This is a genomic window from Agarivorans sp. QJM3NY_29 (genome assembly GCF_050870835.2).
GTDB lineage: Bacteria > Pseudomonadota > Gammaproteobacteria > Enterobacterales > Celerinatantimonadaceae > Agarivorans.
Genome location: NZ_CP194036.2, coordinates 1,087,473 through 1,102,500 on the forward strand (window position 1 = coordinate 1,087,473; position 15,028 = coordinate 1,102,500).

General features: G+C 44.4%; 14 protein-coding genes. 11 read left to right on the plus strand and 3 right to left on the minus strand.

Annotated features, from left to right (window positions below; genetic code table 11):
* Nucleotides 1–205: 205 nt before the first annotated feature.
* From pilV to ACRRS0_RS04995, 6 genes are read left to right on the plus strand one after another with little or no spacing between them, the layout of a single operon-like run.
* A complete protein-coding gene (gene pilV, locus ACRRS0_RS04970; RefSeq protein WP_432454297.1) occupies nt 206–802 on the plus strand; it encodes a type IV pilus modification protein PilV in 597 nt (198 codons plus the stop codon).
* Nucleotides 799–1,806, plus strand: coding sequence for a PilW family protein (locus tag ACRRS0_RS04975; RefSeq protein ID WP_432454296.1), 1,008 nt, complete (start codon nt 799–801; stop codon nt 1,804–1,806). The genes pilV and ACRRS0_RS04975 overlap by 4 nt, the downstream gene beginning before the upstream one ends.
* A complete protein-coding gene (locus ACRRS0_RS04980) occupies nt 1,806–2,252 on the plus strand; it encodes a hypothetical protein (protein ID WP_432454295.1) in 447 nt (148 codons plus the stop codon). Before ACRRS0_RS04975 ends, ACRRS0_RS04980 begins: the two co-directional genes overlap by 1 nt.
* Before the next feature lie 52 nt (nt 2,253–2,304).
* The gene (locus ACRRS0_RS04985; RefSeq protein WP_432454293.1) at nt 2,305–6,018 is read left to right on the plus strand and encodes a PilC/PilY family type IV pilus protein; all 3,714 of its coding nucleotides are present in this window, start codon (nt 2,305–2,307) and stop codon (nt 6,016–6,018) included.
* Nucleotides 6,019–6,450, plus strand: a complete 432-nt coding sequence (locus tag ACRRS0_RS04990) for a type IV pilin protein (RefSeq protein WP_432454292.1) — start codon at nt 6,019–6,021, stop codon at nt 6,448–6,450.
* Nucleotide 6,451: 1 nt separating this feature from the next.
* A complete protein-coding gene (locus ACRRS0_RS04995; protein ID WP_432454290.1) occupies nt 6,452–6,763 on the plus strand; it encodes a hypothetical protein in 312 nt (103 codons plus the stop codon).
* A gap of 8 nt (nt 6,764–6,771) precedes the next feature.
* Here ACRRS0_RS04995 and ACRRS0_RS05000 read toward each other — a convergent pair whose 3' ends face one another.
* Nucleotides 6,772–7,296: a GspH/FimT family pseudopilin gene (locus ACRRS0_RS05000; protein WP_432454289.1), complete on the minus strand. Its 525-nt coding sequence runs from the start codon at nt 7,294–7,296 to the stop codon at nt 6,772–6,774.
* Between the two features lie 223 nt (nt 7,297–7,519).
* Between ACRRS0_RS05000 and ACRRS0_RS05005 the strand changes: the two genes are divergently transcribed.
* Nucleotides 7,520–7,858, plus strand: a complete 339-nt coding sequence (locus ACRRS0_RS05005; protein ID WP_220718788.1) for a P-II family nitrogen regulator — start codon at nt 7,520–7,522, stop codon at nt 7,856–7,858.
* A gap of 51 nt (nt 7,859–7,909) precedes the next feature.
* Here the strand turns inward: ACRRS0_RS05005 and ACRRS0_RS05010 are convergent, their stop codons facing one another.
* Nucleotides 7,910–8,644 carry an outer membrane protein assembly factor BamD gene (locus ACRRS0_RS05010; RefSeq protein WP_432454288.1) on the minus strand — a complete coding sequence of 245 codons (735 nt, stop codon included), beginning with the start codon at nt 8,642–8,644 and terminating at the stop codon, nt 7,910–7,912.
* Between the two features lie 253 nt (nt 8,645–8,897).
* Between ACRRS0_RS05010 and rluD the strand changes: the two genes are divergently transcribed.
* The 3 genes from rluD (at nt 8,898) to clpB (ending at nt 13,289) form a co-directional block, all read left to right on the plus strand.
* Nucleotides 8,898–9,866 (plus strand): 23S rRNA pseudouridine(1911/1915/1917) synthase RluD, encoded by a 969-nt coding sequence (gene rluD, locus ACRRS0_RS05015; RefSeq protein ID WP_432454286.1) that lies wholly within the window; start codon nt 8,898–8,900, stop codon nt 9,864–9,866.
* Between the two features lie 3 nt (nt 9,867–9,869).
* The gene (gene pgeF / locus ACRRS0_RS05020; RefSeq protein ID WP_432454284.1) at nt 9,870–10,601 is read left to right on the plus strand and encodes a peptidoglycan editing factor PgeF; all 732 of its coding nucleotides are present in this window, start codon (nt 9,870–9,872) and stop codon (nt 10,599–10,601) included.
* Nucleotides 10,602–10,718: 117 nt separating this feature from the next.
* Complete coding sequence (gene clpB, locus ACRRS0_RS05025; protein WP_432454283.1) at nt 10,719–13,289, plus strand: ATP-dependent chaperone ClpB; 2,571 nt, start codon at nt 10,719–10,721, stop codon at nt 13,287–13,289.
* 24 nt (nt 13,290–13,313) lie between these two features.
* Here the strand turns inward: clpB and ACRRS0_RS05030 are convergent, their stop codons facing one another.
* A complete protein-coding gene (locus ACRRS0_RS05030) occupies nt 13,314–13,586 on the minus strand; it encodes a hypothetical protein (RefSeq protein WP_432454282.1) in 273 nt (90 codons plus the stop codon).
* Between the two features lie 179 nt (nt 13,587–13,765).
* Here ACRRS0_RS05030 and pssA point away from each other — a divergent pair, with 179 nt between their 5' ends.
* A complete protein-coding gene (gene pssA, locus ACRRS0_RS05035; RefSeq protein WP_432454281.1) occupies nt 13,766–14,605 on the plus strand; it encodes a CDP-diacylglycerol--serine O-phosphatidyltransferase in 840 nt (279 codons plus the stop codon).
* The last annotated feature ends 423 nt before the right edge of the window (nt 14,606–15,028 follow it).

Here is a 15,028-nt window from a genome sequence, read left to right on the forward strand (position 1 = left end):
CGGCTTTAGGCAAGCGTAATTACACTTCTCGTCATCTAAGTTCAAATTATTGGATGTCGAAGTATGCCATTTGAGGCCGATTACTGAGGGACTTAGGCAAGCGCGATTCTTGGTTATCGTCATTTCAAAGTCGTAAGCTATAGCGGGATCTGCGTGACTGAAATGAGCTCGCTGGTTTTCCTGATTGACTGAATATTGGCACAAAATGGCATTAAGCATCATGGATGGGTCGGTTAAGATGCTACATCAATCATATTCTCGAAACCTCGGTTTTACGCTGATCGAGGTCATCATCACTTCTTTTATTTTGGCCGTGGGTTTACTGGCCGTCGTCGCGATGCAGGCGGTTGCTAAACGTTCTAGTTTCGAATCTCATCAACGTACAGTTGCTATGTTATTAGCTGAAAATTTGGTGGAACGGGTGCGGTTAAATCATTTGGCTTGGCAAGCTAATAATCCAGCTACAGTGACTGTTGGCGAGGGCCAAGTTGCAAGGGTTAAGCCTGCCTGTGCAGAAGACAATGGTTTACTGAGCAACTGTAGTTTTGCTGACCTAGTGAACGATGATTTATATCACTGGGAATATGGTCTTTACGCCAAGTCTGCGGGCGGTAAAGGCGGATTAGTAAAACCTAACGGTTGCGTGCAGCTGAAGGCCGATGGGGAGCTCACGGTGGTGGTTACATGGCAGTCTCGACAATCGTTAGTTGCTTTGAGTCACAGTAATCCTCTTGTTGCTAGCTGCGGCGTGAATGCAGACCAACGTCGCAAAATGGTACTCACTACACGAGTTGGCCTATGAGCCATTCCACTCAACAGGGCTTTACTTTAATTGAATGGTTGATCGCGATTGTGATTGGTTTGTTTTTGACTGCAGGGATCGGGAGTTTTTTGGTTGCCTCGCAGCGTACTACGGAAGCGACCTATCATAGTGAACAAATGATGGATAGTGGCAGAATCGCCACCCATTTAATTACTCGAGATCTAAAAATGGTTGGTTTTTTTGGCGAATATACCGGTAAGCCTATGGTGAGAGGTGCTGGGGTCACTTTAGTTACAAGCGATATTCCGAGTGCTAACGATTGTTTGACTGACTGGGTTGGCGCGACCCCAGAAGGCTCTTTTCCATCGGCTGGAGGGCGTTTTAGTCCTTTGTTTGTTGGTCAAGTGAGTAACAGTAACTCTTTAAGTGGCCAGTATGCTTGTGTGAGTTCGCGTAGCAACTTGGTGCTTGACTCCGATGTTATTGGTATTAAGCGGGTAATTGGCTCTCCAAAGTTAAGCGCCGCAGACTTAAATTCCAAGCGTTATTACTTTGCGGCAAATTCCGCCCAAGCGGAGCTCTTTACTAGTAGCGATCCTTGGCCAAGTGAAGCTGATATGCCGGGGCGGCAAGTTTGGGAATATCAACACTTTGTTTATTACTTAGATGTGAGCGCGCAATCAGGCTTGCCTGTTTTACGCAAGTTGTATCTCCATAATGATAGTGGAATGCAGGCCATCAATGGCCCTTTGGTGGAAGGTATTGAGAGAATGAGGTTATTACTGGGGGTGGATACTGATACCAGTGTAGATGGGGTGATTAATGAATTTATTGCCGCTAGTAACGTGACGTCGCTGCAGTGGAGTGAAGGGCGAGTGATTGGCGCTAAGTTATATTTGTTAGTCCGTTCCTTAACTGAAGATCAAAACTATACTAATAACAATAGTTATGAATTGGGCGATGTTGCTGTTGCTGCTGCAAATGATCATTATCGCCGAACGTTGTTTGAATCGGTCATCTTTTTCAGAAATATGGTGTATTGATGAGTATTCACTTGAAATTGAGGAAACAGTCTGGCGCGGCATTGTTTGTGGCTATGTTGTTTTTGCTGATTTTAAGCTTTTTGGGTGGGGTGTTACTGAGCAGTGCCAATCAAGGTTTAAAAGTCGTTTCAGCGATGGGTGATCGGCTTGGCGCTGAGAATGTATTGGAAGGCGAGATGGATCAGTTGATTATGGCTCCTCGCTTACAAAGTTTAATTGGCTCGATGCCTGCGGCGTCTTCAATGTCTGCATCCAGTGTGGTGCCAGGGGTCGACGGTACCTTGAGTCACACCGTCGACAACGTCTGCTCGAGAAGCATTAATGCTAGCAGCAATAATGCCATTAGCCAATGTCGTTATATTAGAGTTGTGGCGGATAAAAGTTATGGTAAAGGGGCACGGGCAGCAACTTCCTTAGCGGCCGGGATTGAGCAGCCATTGTTGTAAATAACGGCTTAAATATAAGTAGAGGCTGCTGACACATTTTAGGAGAGAGCGAATGAACGGGCGATTAAAAGCGGGACTATTTGCTTGCTTGTGTTCCGCGGCGGTGACGGTTCCGGTATGGGCAGACGATACAGAGTTATTTCTTTTTGATTTTAATAGCCTCAATTCTGCAGATCCTAAAGTTTTAATTATTTTTGATACTTCAGGCAGCATGGCATGGAATATCACGACCCGCCAAGGTTATAACCGCGATAGTCAAGGTAACGAGAGTTACCAAAATTATCCTATTGGAATCAGCTCGCAAAATAGTCTCGATAACGATTTTATTTATTTTACGGTTAATGGCGTCGATGGTTCTTATATTCCGGTTGGCGCCAATGATGATCGCCGCTTTATTTGGGATATTAATAACTGCGCCGCCTCTTATGAAGCATTAGCCAAAAATGGTGTTTTCACTGGGTATTTTCGAGAACACCGTATTCAAGGAGGTAGCGGCTCTTGGGACGATGTTCGGCTAAATAATGGCGCTAATTATACCGTATTGGATTGTATTGATGATTATGAATTAAGCAGCGACCCGAGTGATGGACGTTTACTCGATGCCAATGGAGACCCGCGCTCATTTACTGTAAAGCTCCAAGATGATGCCGGTAATTTTTATGACAAAGTGGTCTCTACCATTAATCCGGGTCAGTACCGGGAAAGCAATAACGCCTATGTTCCCGCTCCACAGGGCCACCCCATTAATGGAGCGGCGCGTAATACCGAAGATTTTTATACTTTAAATAAAGCAGATGCGGAGCGAACCACGAAAGATACCTTCGATGATGGTTACTTGATAACGTTGTATTCAGCTAATTATTTACGTTGGTACCACTATGCAGATTCGACAACGTCAAGACCTCGAATTGAGATAGCCCAAGAAGCAATGGAGAATGCCTTAGATACCATTAATGGGGTTAAGTTTGGATTGATGGTTTTTAATACTACCAATCATGGTGGTCGGATCATTCGTCGTATTCAAGCCTCCGATGATAATCAAGATTTAATCACGAGTATTGTTGAATTGGATGCAAATGGTGGAACCCCCTTGGTTGAAACCTTAATGGAGGCCAAACACTACTTTGCGGGGGAACCGGTGGTATATGGCTTGGAAGGTTCACGTCGAAGCCAAAGAGATACTGCTGCAGAGTCTTCTGGGAGCTATATCTCCCCCTATGATGTGGGCTGTGATGCTTCGATTAGCATTATTTATATTACCGATGGAACGCCGACCGTTGATGATGAAGAAAATGGTAATGTAACCGCCTTGCCAATTAATACCAATAACGTGCAAGGCTGCGATGAGAACGCAAGCACTGTCGCGGATTGTTCTTGGAAAGATCCGGTTGGCTTTGGCACCGGAAATGAAACCAGCTATTTACCGGTATTAGCCAAGTGGATGAACACCAACGATATCAACCCAGACGTAAGCGGTAGGCAGTATGCTAAAATTTCGACCATTGGTTTTGGTGAAGATGTTATTCAAGGTGGCTCAGCAATGCTTATTAAGACCGCTGAAAACGCTCAGGGACGTTTTTACCCCGCAGAGGATGGCGTTGAATTAGAATCAGCCTTTCGCCAAGCCTTGATTGGAATTTATGAAGAAAGCTCTTCCTTAGTCTCTCCGGCAGTAACCAGTAATAACTTTGACCGAACCCGCACCCTGGATCGGGTGTATTACGCGATGTTCAAACCCTCGTTAAGTCCGCGTTGGCGTGGCAATTTAAAAAAATTACAGCTCTCGTCGGCTGGTTATATGAGTGATCAGAACGGAAACCCTGCGATTGGTGCCGATGGTTCAATTATCGATGAAGCAAAGACTTATTGGTCCTCAGTTAAAGATGGCAATAATGTCGAATTAGGTGGTGTATCTGAAAGCCTTGTGAGCAATCAAGCTCGAGTGGTGTATTTTAATCAAAGTGACCGCGGCAATTTTGCTACTTTATCTTCGACTAACCTCACAACCAAAGCAGGCTCCGCTGCAAATTTGGCCAATCATTTGGGCGTGAATGAAGATGCGCTGACTGAGCAAGTAAATTGGATCCTTGGATTGGATGTTGATGATGATGATGGTGATAGCAATACCACCATTCGTAATGACTTGATGGGAGATCCGCTGCACTCTCGTCCGCTCGTGATTAATTATGGCTTGCGCTCTGGTGCAGCCAGTACCAGCGCCGACCCGAATGATATGGATATTCGTATTCTGGTTGGCACCAATGGTGGTGCCTTGCATATGTTTAAAGACTCGGGTGCGACGGTAGCGGAAAGCTGGGCATTTTTTCCTTATGAGCTGTTAGGTCGCCAGCTGGCATTACGTAATAACGTTGCAAGTTCCCAGCATATATACGCTATTGATGGTACCCCAAGCGTTTTTCTAAAGGATGTTGATAATGATGGTAAGTACAGCACTTCGGGAGATCAGGTGCTTGTATTTACCGGTTTACGTCGTGGGGGCGATGCCTATTATGGGATGGATTTAACCGATCCTGATTCACCTAAAATGCTTTGGAGGCTGAATAGTTCTTCAGCTGGTTTGTCGGAGTTAAGTCAAACTTGGTCACAACCGTCAGTCGCTTATGTGCCAGGACATAGCAACCCAGTGGTTATTTTTGGCGGTGGTTATGATGTGAATCAAGATTCGATGAATCCTGTGAGTGACAGCAAAGGAAGAGCGATATTCATCGTTGATGCAATGACTGGTGAACGTGTTTGGAGTTTAACAAATACTGGCGATAGCCGTTTAACACATAGTATTCCAAGTAAGATAGCGACTTTGGATAGTGATGGAGATGGCAAGATTGACCGTCTATATTTTGGCGATATGGGGGGGCGGGTATGGCGAGTCGACTTATACTCAGAGGATCAAAGTAAATGGGAAATGACAGCCTTAGCGAGCATCAGCGATAGCACAACCGTGACCGAAAGACGTAAATTCTTTACTGAGCCAGTCATTGTTCGAACCTATCTTAAAAAACTGACTCAAATCACCACTGGTGAAGGTGCAGAGCAAGTAACCATCACCGACTCACAGCAAATTCCCTACGATGCAGTGTTGATTGGCTCAGGAGACCGGACTAAACCCGTGACCGATAAAGACCCCAATGGTGTGAATAACAAATTTTATATGTTTCGAGATTATAATGTCCAATCGACAGATTTCACTACAGTTTCAGAAAAGCCCACCGCAATTACTTCTGATGAGCTATACAATATTACCAGTGATCCTATCGGTAGTTTAAGTGATGAAGCGGCGATTGAAAATCAGTTGCTCGCTTTGGGCTCTGCCAAAGGTTGGGTTTATGATTTACTCGATGATGGTGAAAAGTCTTTAGGGAGTGCTTTAGTACTTGGAGGAGAAGTTTACTTCACATCCTTTATTCCGGAAACGACAAATTCGGCCACCTGCACCATTCCTACAATTGGTAAAGGCCGAACTTACGCGGTGAGTATGCATATTGGTACTAACGTGAATAACCAGCGATATTATGATGTGGCAAATAAAGTCCCCGATGACTTGATTATTCATTCTGGTGAAGATGAGCAAGGAGAGTCGGTGATTCGCGTATTTGGCGGAGATCCGGGTGAAGACTTGGTGTTTGATGACCAAAATGATGAGCAAGAGCATACCTGTGAAGAGGATGGTGCTTGTAAGCAGGGGTCTCGTCAGGCAAATGTCGATATGAGTCCAAAACAAATTTACTTTTATTTTAATGAGGACTAGATGAGCAGAGCGATGCGAGGGGTCACTTTAATTGAACTGATGATTGCGGTTGCGATTGTGGCTATATTAGCGGCGGTGGCTTACCCTGCTTATACTTCCTTTGTGGCTGAGTCGCGGCGCAATGAGGCGAAGAAAGAACTCAGTACTTTGGCCGTTTTGCAGGAGCAGTATTACGCAGATAATGCGAGTTACGCCAGTAGCTTAGCTGCATTGGGGCTGACTGCTGCTGGAGTTACGACTTATAACTCTGAGAGTGCATATTACACGATAAGCTTAACCGCTTCGGCTGCGGCAAGCACTTACACTGTCAAAGCGACCGCCATAGGTTCTCAGTTGAACGCTGACAGTGATTGTCGAAGCTTTACGATTAATGAGCAAGGGGCTAAAGCCGCAGTGAATGCCTCGGGAAGCTCTAATCCAGAATGTTGGTAGGATGATGAATAGACTATTATGGTTGTTGTTAGTATTGATGTTGCCTATTTCGGTGAGCTCTGCTCAGACGGTAAAGTGTTATATGCAGGGGGAAAAAGGCATTGACCAGGTGATTATTGCCAGTCCCGGTAAACAAAAATCGAAGCCGCAGCCTTCTATCGGGGATATTCGAGCAGATTTGTATCAGCGTTATGTGAATGACCGTAAAACCATAAAAAGGCTGGGTCACTTGCGTACTTTCGAATGTGTTGATTTTAAAGATAAATTCAGTTCAGAGCAGGCCAATCGCGCCTTTACAGAATTAAACTATTAAGCTCATCGCTAGATGGGACAACTGGTTTTTTCGCTGTCAGTGATAAAGCGAATATTGCCACCTAAAGAAACTTTTACACCTTCAATATAGTGATTGTTATCAGAGCAAAAATAGAGGCTTGCTGAGCTACCATGGCCGAGGACTAAACCGTCACTACCAAAATGTATAGCATTTACAGAACCATAAAAGTTTATTTTGCCAGCTTGGTTATAGGGGGCCGCTGCTTGTAGTATTTGTTCGTTAGCATCGAGTTTTCCATTGTTGTTATTGTCAGCAAAAATCGTTAAACCGTTATTGACGGTGCCTCCGCAGTCACTGCCGTTGGACTGTAATGCACAAATTACCACCCGTTGATTTAAGTTGATTGCCTGCGCTCTGGCAAAGCGGACTTCGCGCATTAAGCGATTAACCGTGGCATCAGCAGACATCGATTGGAATAAATTCGATAAGTTAGGGACTCCGACCCCCAAAAGAATGACCGCAATAGCGACAGTGACCATTAGTTCTAAGAGAGTAAAACCTAGCTGTTTCATTGTGATACTCAATATTGGACTCTATTTAAGCTTATACCTTTTTCTTGAACTTACCGTTTTAATCATTCAATCAAGTGCTGATATGCTTGACACAATGATAAGCAGCAAGTCATTTTGTTAAACTTTTCAAGGTGAAGGTGGTGATAGAAACATTGTTAGTTGCTTAAGCTTGGCTTAAAGTAAAGAGCATAGTTAATAAAATGATGAACATAAGGAAGTACAAATGAAGCAAGTAACAGCCATTATCAAACCATTTAAGATGGATGATGTACGCGAAGCCTTAGCTGAAATTGGTATTACTGGTATGACGGTGACAGAAGTGAAGGGCTTTGGTCGTCAAAAAGGTCACACTGAACTATACCGTGGTGCAGAATACAAAGTGGACTTTTTACCCAAAATGAAGCTAGAGCTAGTGGTGCAAAAAGATGATTTAGAGCGTTGTATTGAAGCGATTGTTCAGACTGCTCAAACGGGAAAAATTGGCGACGGCAAAATTTTTGTGCGTGATGTAGACCGTGTGATCCGTATTCGTACTGGTGAAGAAAACGAAGACGCTATTTGATTTCATAAAAAAGCGAGCTCCATGAGCTCGCTTTTTTAAATGTGTTATTGATTAGTTCGCTTGAATTATTTTTTGAGTCTGCTCGGCCATTTCTTCTACGCCCAAAGCTTTGTAACCTTTTTCCATGACGACCAAAGCTTCTCTAGCGGAGGGGGTATCTGGAAAGTTTTCTACAACATAGCGAGCGCGATTTATCGCCCCAATATAGGCTTCTCGTTTAATATAGTAATTTGCCACAGAAATCTCATTCCGAGCGAGGTTATCTTTTAGGTAAACCATTCGCTGCTGAGCATCTGTGGCATAACCGCTGTGAGGATAACGAGTGATTAGAGTATTAAAATCACTGAAGGCTTGACGAGAAAAACTTGGATCGCGGTCGTAGCGATCAATTCCGACCAAACTTTGAAATAAATTATGGTCAGCCGCCATATTAATTAAGCCACGCATATAGTAGACGTAATCTAGAGAGCTATGAGTGGGGTGATTGCGAATGAAACGATCAGTGCTTGCTAAGGCCATGGCCGTATCGTTGCGTTTATAATATACATAGATTAAATCGAGTTGAACCTGACTAGAATATGGCCCAAATGGGTAACGGGTATCTAGTGCTTCAAGGCTATCCGTGGCATCACTAAAAGAACCATTATTAATCGCAGTCTGCGCATCGGCATACAGCTCTGATGCTGGCTTATCAGGGATTTTAGGTTTCTCTTTGGTGTTCGAAGAGCAAGCGCCTAATATAAGGCCAAGTAGTATGATTGAAATTGTTTGCTGATAAATGCGCATAATTTGGCTAAAAGTCATCTTGGTAATAAATGTGATAGTAGAAAAGTAACACGGGCCACAATGGACACGGTAAGTGTTAAACCAATCACCTCAAATAATGGGCAAACAGTATCCTCTATGCTACTTAAACCGTCAATCATCGAGTGAGATATATGATAGGAAGATGATCCGGTAAACAATTTTCTTCTATGCTTTAGCCTGAGAATGATTACAATAGCCGGTTTTGGCCTTCCTGTCAGAGGTAATACCTAAGATGAGTCAACAATTAGAGTTGCGTGCAATCGTCGACCAAGAACTTGCTGGGGCCCGCCTAGACCAAGCTTTAGCGGCCTTATTTCCCGATTATTCTCGTTCTCGGATAAAAGAATGGATATTGGGGGAGTGTGTTCGTTTGGATGGCGAACTTAAGGTGAAACCGAGGGAAAAGGTTGTTGGTGGAGAAGAGATTATCTTAAACACCGTATTAGAAGATGTAGTTGAAGCGCAAGCAGAAGACATCGAACTGGACATCGTTTACGAAGATGATGACATCTTGGTAATCAATAAACCTATTAATATGGTGGTTCATCCAGGTGCTGGTAATCCTAGTGGCACGATCCTGAATGCCTTATTATATCGCTATCCAGCGATTGCCGAAGTGGCTCGAGCAGGGATTGTTCACCGTCTTGATAAGGATACTTCCGGCTTAATGGTGGTGGCTAAGACGGTTCCCGCTCAAACGCATTTGGTGGAAGCTTTACAAGAGCGCCGTGTGACCCGTGAATATGAAGCGATTGTTACCGGCACCATGACTGCTGGTGGTCTAGTGGATGAACCTATTGGTCGCCATCCAAATAAGCGAACTCATATGGCAGTGGTTCAATCGGGAAAGCCCGCGGTGACTCATTATCGTGTTGCCGAAAAGTTTCGTCAGCATACCCGTATTCGTTTGCGTTTAGAAACTGGGAGAACCCACCAAATTCGGGTTCACATGGCGCATATTGGTCACGCCTTGTTGGGCGATCAAACCTATGGCCGTTTACGTTTACCAAAAGGGGCGAGTGAGGAATTAGTCACCGTAATGCGTGCATTTAAACGCCAAGCTCTACACGCAGTGATGTTACGTCTAGAACATCCCATCACCGGTGAAATGATGGAATGGCATGCACCGGTCCCTCAGGATATTTTAGATATCGCAGAGGCTTTACGTGACGACCACAAACTTAATCCAGATTTAGGTTAGGTTTTGCCAAGTCACCTTGTTGAATGGCCTTGTCCGCCAAATGTTCGAGCCATATTTAGTGACCGTCTTGGTGGCGTGAGTCAAGCGCCCTTTGACTCCTTTAATTTAGGGGATCATGTTGGCGATGCTCGGAGAGCGGTTCAGCAAAATCGTGTCGCTTTTCAGGCTGAGATGCCAGACCAGGTCTGCTGGCTAAAGCAGATCCATAGTACTCAAGTGGTTGATGCGAGTTTGAGTGGCAGTCAAATGGCAGAGGCTGACGCCAGTGTTAGCGACCAACCGGGGGCAGTTTGTGTGGTGATGACCGCAGATTGCTTGCCGATCCTATTATGTGACAAACAAGGTCGAGTGGTGGCTGCGGTTCATGCTGGTTGGCGTGGTTTAGCCAATGGGATCATTGAAAATACCATCGCTAAGATGAAAGTTGCCCCGAAGCAAGTGATGGCATGGATGGGCCCAGCGATTGGCCCAAGTGCCTTTGAAGTGGGTGAAGAGGTCAAACAAGCGTTTGTCGATAGTCACTCAGAGGCATATTTAGCTTTTACTCCAAGCAATAAAGCCAATAAGTATTTTGCTGATATCTTTATGTTGGCCGAGCAACGTCTTACCCAAGCGGGGCTTACCGCAGTCTATTCTGAGCGGTGCTGCACTTATCGTTCAGCACAGCAGTTTTACTCATATCGTCGTGAGGGATTAACTGGCAGAATGGCCGCTGCGATCTGGTTGGAAGAATAACTGGAAACAGTTCACAAAGTTTACCTTTAGCTTGAAAATTAAACATTATTGAGCTTGAAAATTGGCCGTTCAACACCAACATAATAGGTAATAAACTATTTCATGTGGAGGTGTTAGATGCGCCTAGATCGATTCACAAGTAAGTTTCAATTAGCCATCTCTGATGCGCAGTCACTGGCATTGGGTAGAGATCATCAATTCATTGAACCTGTGCATTTAATGTCTGCGATGTTAAATCAAGATGCAGCTTCATTACGTCCATTGTTGGCGGAAGCTGGTATTGAAGGCAGCGCATTACGCTCTCAATTATCGCAGGCCTTAGAGCAACTCCCTCGAGTAGAAGGTACTGGCGGAGATGTTCAACTTTCTAACCAACTGGTGGTTTTGCTTAATCTTTGTGACAAGTTAGCGCAAAAGCGCAAAGATAAGTTTATTTCTTCAGAAATCTTCTTCCTAGCCGTCACCGAGGATAAAGGCAAACTCGGCGATATTATGCGTGGCTTAGGTGCTAATAAAGACAATATTAATAAAGCAATCGAAAAGCTACGTGGGGGTCAGAAAGTCGATGATCCGAATGCTGAAGATCAGCGTCAAGCATTAGAGAAATATACGATTGATCTAACCGAGCGCGCCGAGCAAGGTAAGCTTGATCCAGTGATTGGTCGTGATGATGAAATTCGTCGAACGATTCAAGTGCTGCAACGCCGGACTAAAAATAACCCGGTGTTAATTGGCGAACCTGGTGTTGGTAAAACAGCTATCGCAGAAGGTCTCGCGCAACGCATTATTAACCATGAAGTGCCTGAGGGCTTAAAAAATAAGCGGGTTTTATCCTTAGATATGGGCTCATTGGTGGCGGGGGCCAAATATCGAGGCGAGTTTGAAGAGCGCTTAAAAGCGGTACTCAATGAATTGTCGCAAGAAGAAGGTCAGGTGATCTTATTTATCGACGAGCTACACACTATGGTCGGAGCGGGTAAAGGCGATGGCGCAATGGATGCAGGCAATATGCTTAAACCAGCTCTTGCTCGGGGAGAGTTACACTGTGTTGGCGCCACAACTTTAAATGAATACCGACAATATATTGAAAAAGATGCCGCTTTAGAACGGCGTTTCCAAAAAGTATTGGTGGAAGAACCTAGCGTAGAAGACACCATTGCGATACTACGCGGGCTAAAAGAGCGTTATGAATTGCACCACTCTGTAGAAATTACCGATCCGGCGATTGTGGCGGCGGCAAATTTGTCAAATCGCTATATTTCCGATCGACAATTACCGGATAAGGCTATTGATCTGATCGATGAGGCAGCATCAAGCATCCGTTTGCAAATTGATTCCAAGCCTGAAGCGCTCGATAAATTAGAACGAAAAATTATTCAGCTGAAACTAGAAAGTCAGGCTTTGCAGAAAGAATCAGATAGCGCCAGTCAAAAACGCTTAATGTTGTTAGATGAAGAGCTGACCGATAAAGAACTGCAATTTAAAGAGCTTGATGAAGTATGGAAAGCCGAAAAAGCCGCGTTATCTGGCACTCAACACATTAAGTCTGATTTGGAGCAAGCTCGTTTAGATATGGACGTAGCACGCCGAGCTGGTGATTTGAATCGGATGTCTGAATTGCAATATGGACGAATTCCTGAGTTGGAGCGACAGCTAGATTTGGCGTCTCAGGCGGAAATGCAAGACATGAGTTTACTGCGCAATAAAGTAACCGATGCCGAAATTGCCGATGTGCTCTCGCGTTGGACGGGAATACCAGTAAACCGGATGCTCGAAGGCGAGCGTGAGAAACTGTTGCGCATGGAGCAAGGGTTACATACCCGAGTGATCGGCCAAAGCGAAGCTGTGGTGGCAGTATCAAACGCTATTCGGCGCAGCCGAGCAGGTTTGTCTGACCCAAACCGCCCCATTGGATCGTTTCTATTTTTAGGGCCCACAGGGGTTGGTAAAACTGAGTTATGTAAAGCGCTTGCTGAATTTATGTTTAATACCGAAGACTCAATGGTCCGCATTGACATGTCTGAGTTTATGGAAAAACATTCGGTTGCGCGTTTAGTCGGTGCACCTCCCGGTTATGTGGGTTATGAAGAAGGTGGTTATTTAACCGAGGCGGTGAGGCGACGCCCATACTCGGTGATATTACTAGATGAAGTTGAAAAGGCCCATCCAGATGTATTCAATATCTTACTGCAAGTGCTTGATGATGGGCGGCTAACCGATGGACAAGGGCGTACCGTCGATTTTCGTAATTCAGTCATCATCATGACCTCTAATCTTGGTTCCGATATTATTCAAGAGCGTCATGGCCAAATGACTCATGAGGAAATTAAAGTGGCACTCATGGAGGTTTTATCGCAGCAATTTAGACCTGAATTTATTAACCGTATTGATGAAACCGTCGTGTTTCATCCTTTAGAAGCTGCTCAGATCCGGGAAATCGCGCGAATTCAAGTCCAGCGGCTGGTGCCTCGTTTGGAAGAGCAGGGCTATAAGTTTGAGTTTAGTGATGCGGTGTTGGATAATCTTTGTCAAGCTGGCTTTGATCCGGTTTATGGTGCTCGCCCGCTAAAACGAGCGATTCAACAACGCTTAGAGAACCCGTTAGCCCAAGCGCTTCTCGCAGGTCAGCTTGAACCGGGGAAAACCATTGTGATTGAGTTTGTCGATGGACAACTTCGTTTTGGCTAACCGAAGTTCGCAATCAGCAAGCATCTAACTTTTTGGGTGAAGTGCTTGCTTTAATTGCTGCTTCTCTTTTTGTTTAAGTGTGAAATAGTTTTGAGTTTGTTTGGCATCGAGTAACTTTTGAATCTCGATGTCTTTTTGTTTTACTAAGTTTCGCATGGCTTTCCACATTTGTTTACGGTCACCGTCGAAACTAAAAAGTTCTTCCATTAAACGGTCATAAAGTTGTTCTAAGTGAGCAAACTGTTCAACCTGTTCATTATCCAATTGTAATTGCTCGGTCAATCTACCTATATTCATTGCGATACTACCAAGTTTATGCGCTCGCGATATTTAACGAAACGTAATACAGCGGTCAGAGTGTATTAGTCTTAATATATAGCTCATCGCTGCTTATTTGTCAGTGCAACGCTATTAACAACTAGGGTGATATGCTATTTTTAGCCCACGTTTTTTAGGCAGTTTTATAGAGTAACTAAATGACAGAGCATAAAGTGGGAGAGGGAGCGAGACAAAAAGGTATCTTTTTACTCCCGAATTTATTTACTACCGCGGGTCTTTTTTCTGGATTTTATGCGGTTGTTGCGTCCATGAATGGTCAATTTGAAGCCGCTGCGATTGCTATTTTTGTGGCGATGATCTTTGACGGTGTTGATGGTCGTGTCGCTCGGTTAACCAATACCGAAAGTGCTTTTGGTGCCGAATATGATTCCATGGCGGATATGGTGTCTTTTGGTATCGCACCTGCGTTGGTTGCCTACAATTGGGCATTACATGACTTAGGTAAAATTGGCTGGTTAGCTGCATTCGTTTACACCGTTGGTGCAGCTTTACGTTTGGCGCGCTTTAATACTCAGGTTGGAATTGCCGATAAACGGTTTTTTCAAGGTTTAGCTAGTCCCGCTGCTGCGGCGGTTGTAGCCGGAATGGTGTGGTTTGCCCAAGATATAGATCTCTCCAGAAATAGTGCCGATATTGTGGCTTGTGTTGTGACGGTTATCAGCGGTTTGTTGATGGTCACTAATTTTAAATATCATAGTTTTAAGGGGATTGACCTTAAGGGGCGTGTGCCATTTTTTGCTGTGTTACTGGTGGTATTAGTATTTATTATTGTCGCGGTTAAACCTGCACTCGTATTGTTTACCTTGTTTGCGGCTTATGCCATTTCGGGCCCGATTTACACGATTCGTACAGTGAATAAGCTTAAGATTGAACATGTCGTCGGTGATGAGGAAGATCTTGACTCTAATCATAGCCACACAGAATCAGATTTGAACTCCGTTGAAAAAACATCTACTGAGACTAAAGATGTAAAGTGAGTAATCGTAAGGTATATTCATCAAAAGGCGCTTAATTAAGCGCCTTTTTGTGTGTTTGTTGTACGTTTTTAGATGTATCTACGGAAAAGTCGATAAAGTTTGAAATAATGGTTGCTTTCCTACATTGCTTCCCTATAATGCGACTCCACTGACACGGCGGGCAGCACGCAATAGCGCAGCAGCAAGCGGTCAGGGTTGGTAAGGCCTGAGGCTTTATCAGCGGCGGTTAAACGCTTCAAACTTTCCTTAGAAAAGTTCTTCGGAAAAGATTGAAAAAAGCGGTTGACAGTCACCGAGGATGGCGTAGAATGCGCACCTCGCTTCGCAAGAAGCAACGCTCTTTAACAATTTATCAAGCAATCTGTGTGAGCACTCACAGAGCACTAAGCGAAAAAAATTAGCTTAAGTGGACTGGAGTGACAC

Bases quoted from the DNA above. Each gene is read 5' to 3' on its own strand.
- ACRRS0_RS05010 (WP_432454288.1), bottom strand. From the start codon at position 8,644: ATGCGCATTTATCAGCAAACAATTTCAATCATACTACTTGGCCTTATA.
- rluD (WP_432454286.1), top strand. From the start codon at position 8,898: ATGAGTCAACAATTAGAGTTGCGTGCAATCGTCGACCAAGAACTTGCT.
- ACRRS0_RS05000 (WP_432454289.1), bottom strand. From the start codon at position 7,296: ATGAAACAGCTAGGTTTTACTCTCTTAGAACTAATGGTCACTGTCGCT.
- ACRRS0_RS04980 (WP_432454295.1), top strand. From the start codon at position 1,806: ATGAGTATTCACTTGAAATTGAGGAAACAGTCTGGCGCGGCATTGTTT.
- ACRRS0_RS05030 (WP_432454282.1), bottom strand. From the start codon at position 13,586: ATGAATATAGGTAGATTGACCGAGCAATTACAATTGGATAATGAACAG.
- clpB (WP_432454283.1), top strand. From the start codon at position 10,719: ATGCGCCTAGATCGATTCACAAGTAAGTTTCAATTAGCCATCTCTGAT.
- ACRRS0_RS04990 (WP_432454292.1), top strand. From the start codon at position 6,019: ATGAGCAGAGCGATGCGAGGGGTCACTTTAATTGAACTGATGATTGCG.
- pilV (WP_432454297.1), top strand. From the start codon at position 206: ATGGCATTAAGCATCATGGATGGGTCGGTTAAGATGCTACATCAATCA.
- ACRRS0_RS04995 (WP_432454290.1), top strand. From the start codon at position 6,452: ATGATGAATAGACTATTATGGTTGTTGTTAGTATTGATGTTGCCTATT.
- ACRRS0_RS04975 (WP_432454296.1), top strand. From the start codon at position 799: ATGAGCCATTCCACTCAACAGGGCTTTACTTTAATTGAATGGTTGATC.
- ACRRS0_RS04985 (WP_432454293.1), top strand. From the start codon at position 2,305: ATGAACGGGCGATTAAAAGCGGGACTATTTGCTTGCTTGTGTTCCGCG.
- pssA (WP_432454281.1), top strand. From the start codon at position 13,766: ATGACAGAGCATAAAGTGGGAGAGGGAGCGAGACAAAAAGGTATCTTT.
- ACRRS0_RS05005 (WP_220718788.1), top strand. From the start codon at position 7,520: ATGAAGCAAGTAACAGCCATTATCAAACCATTTAAGATGGATGATGTA.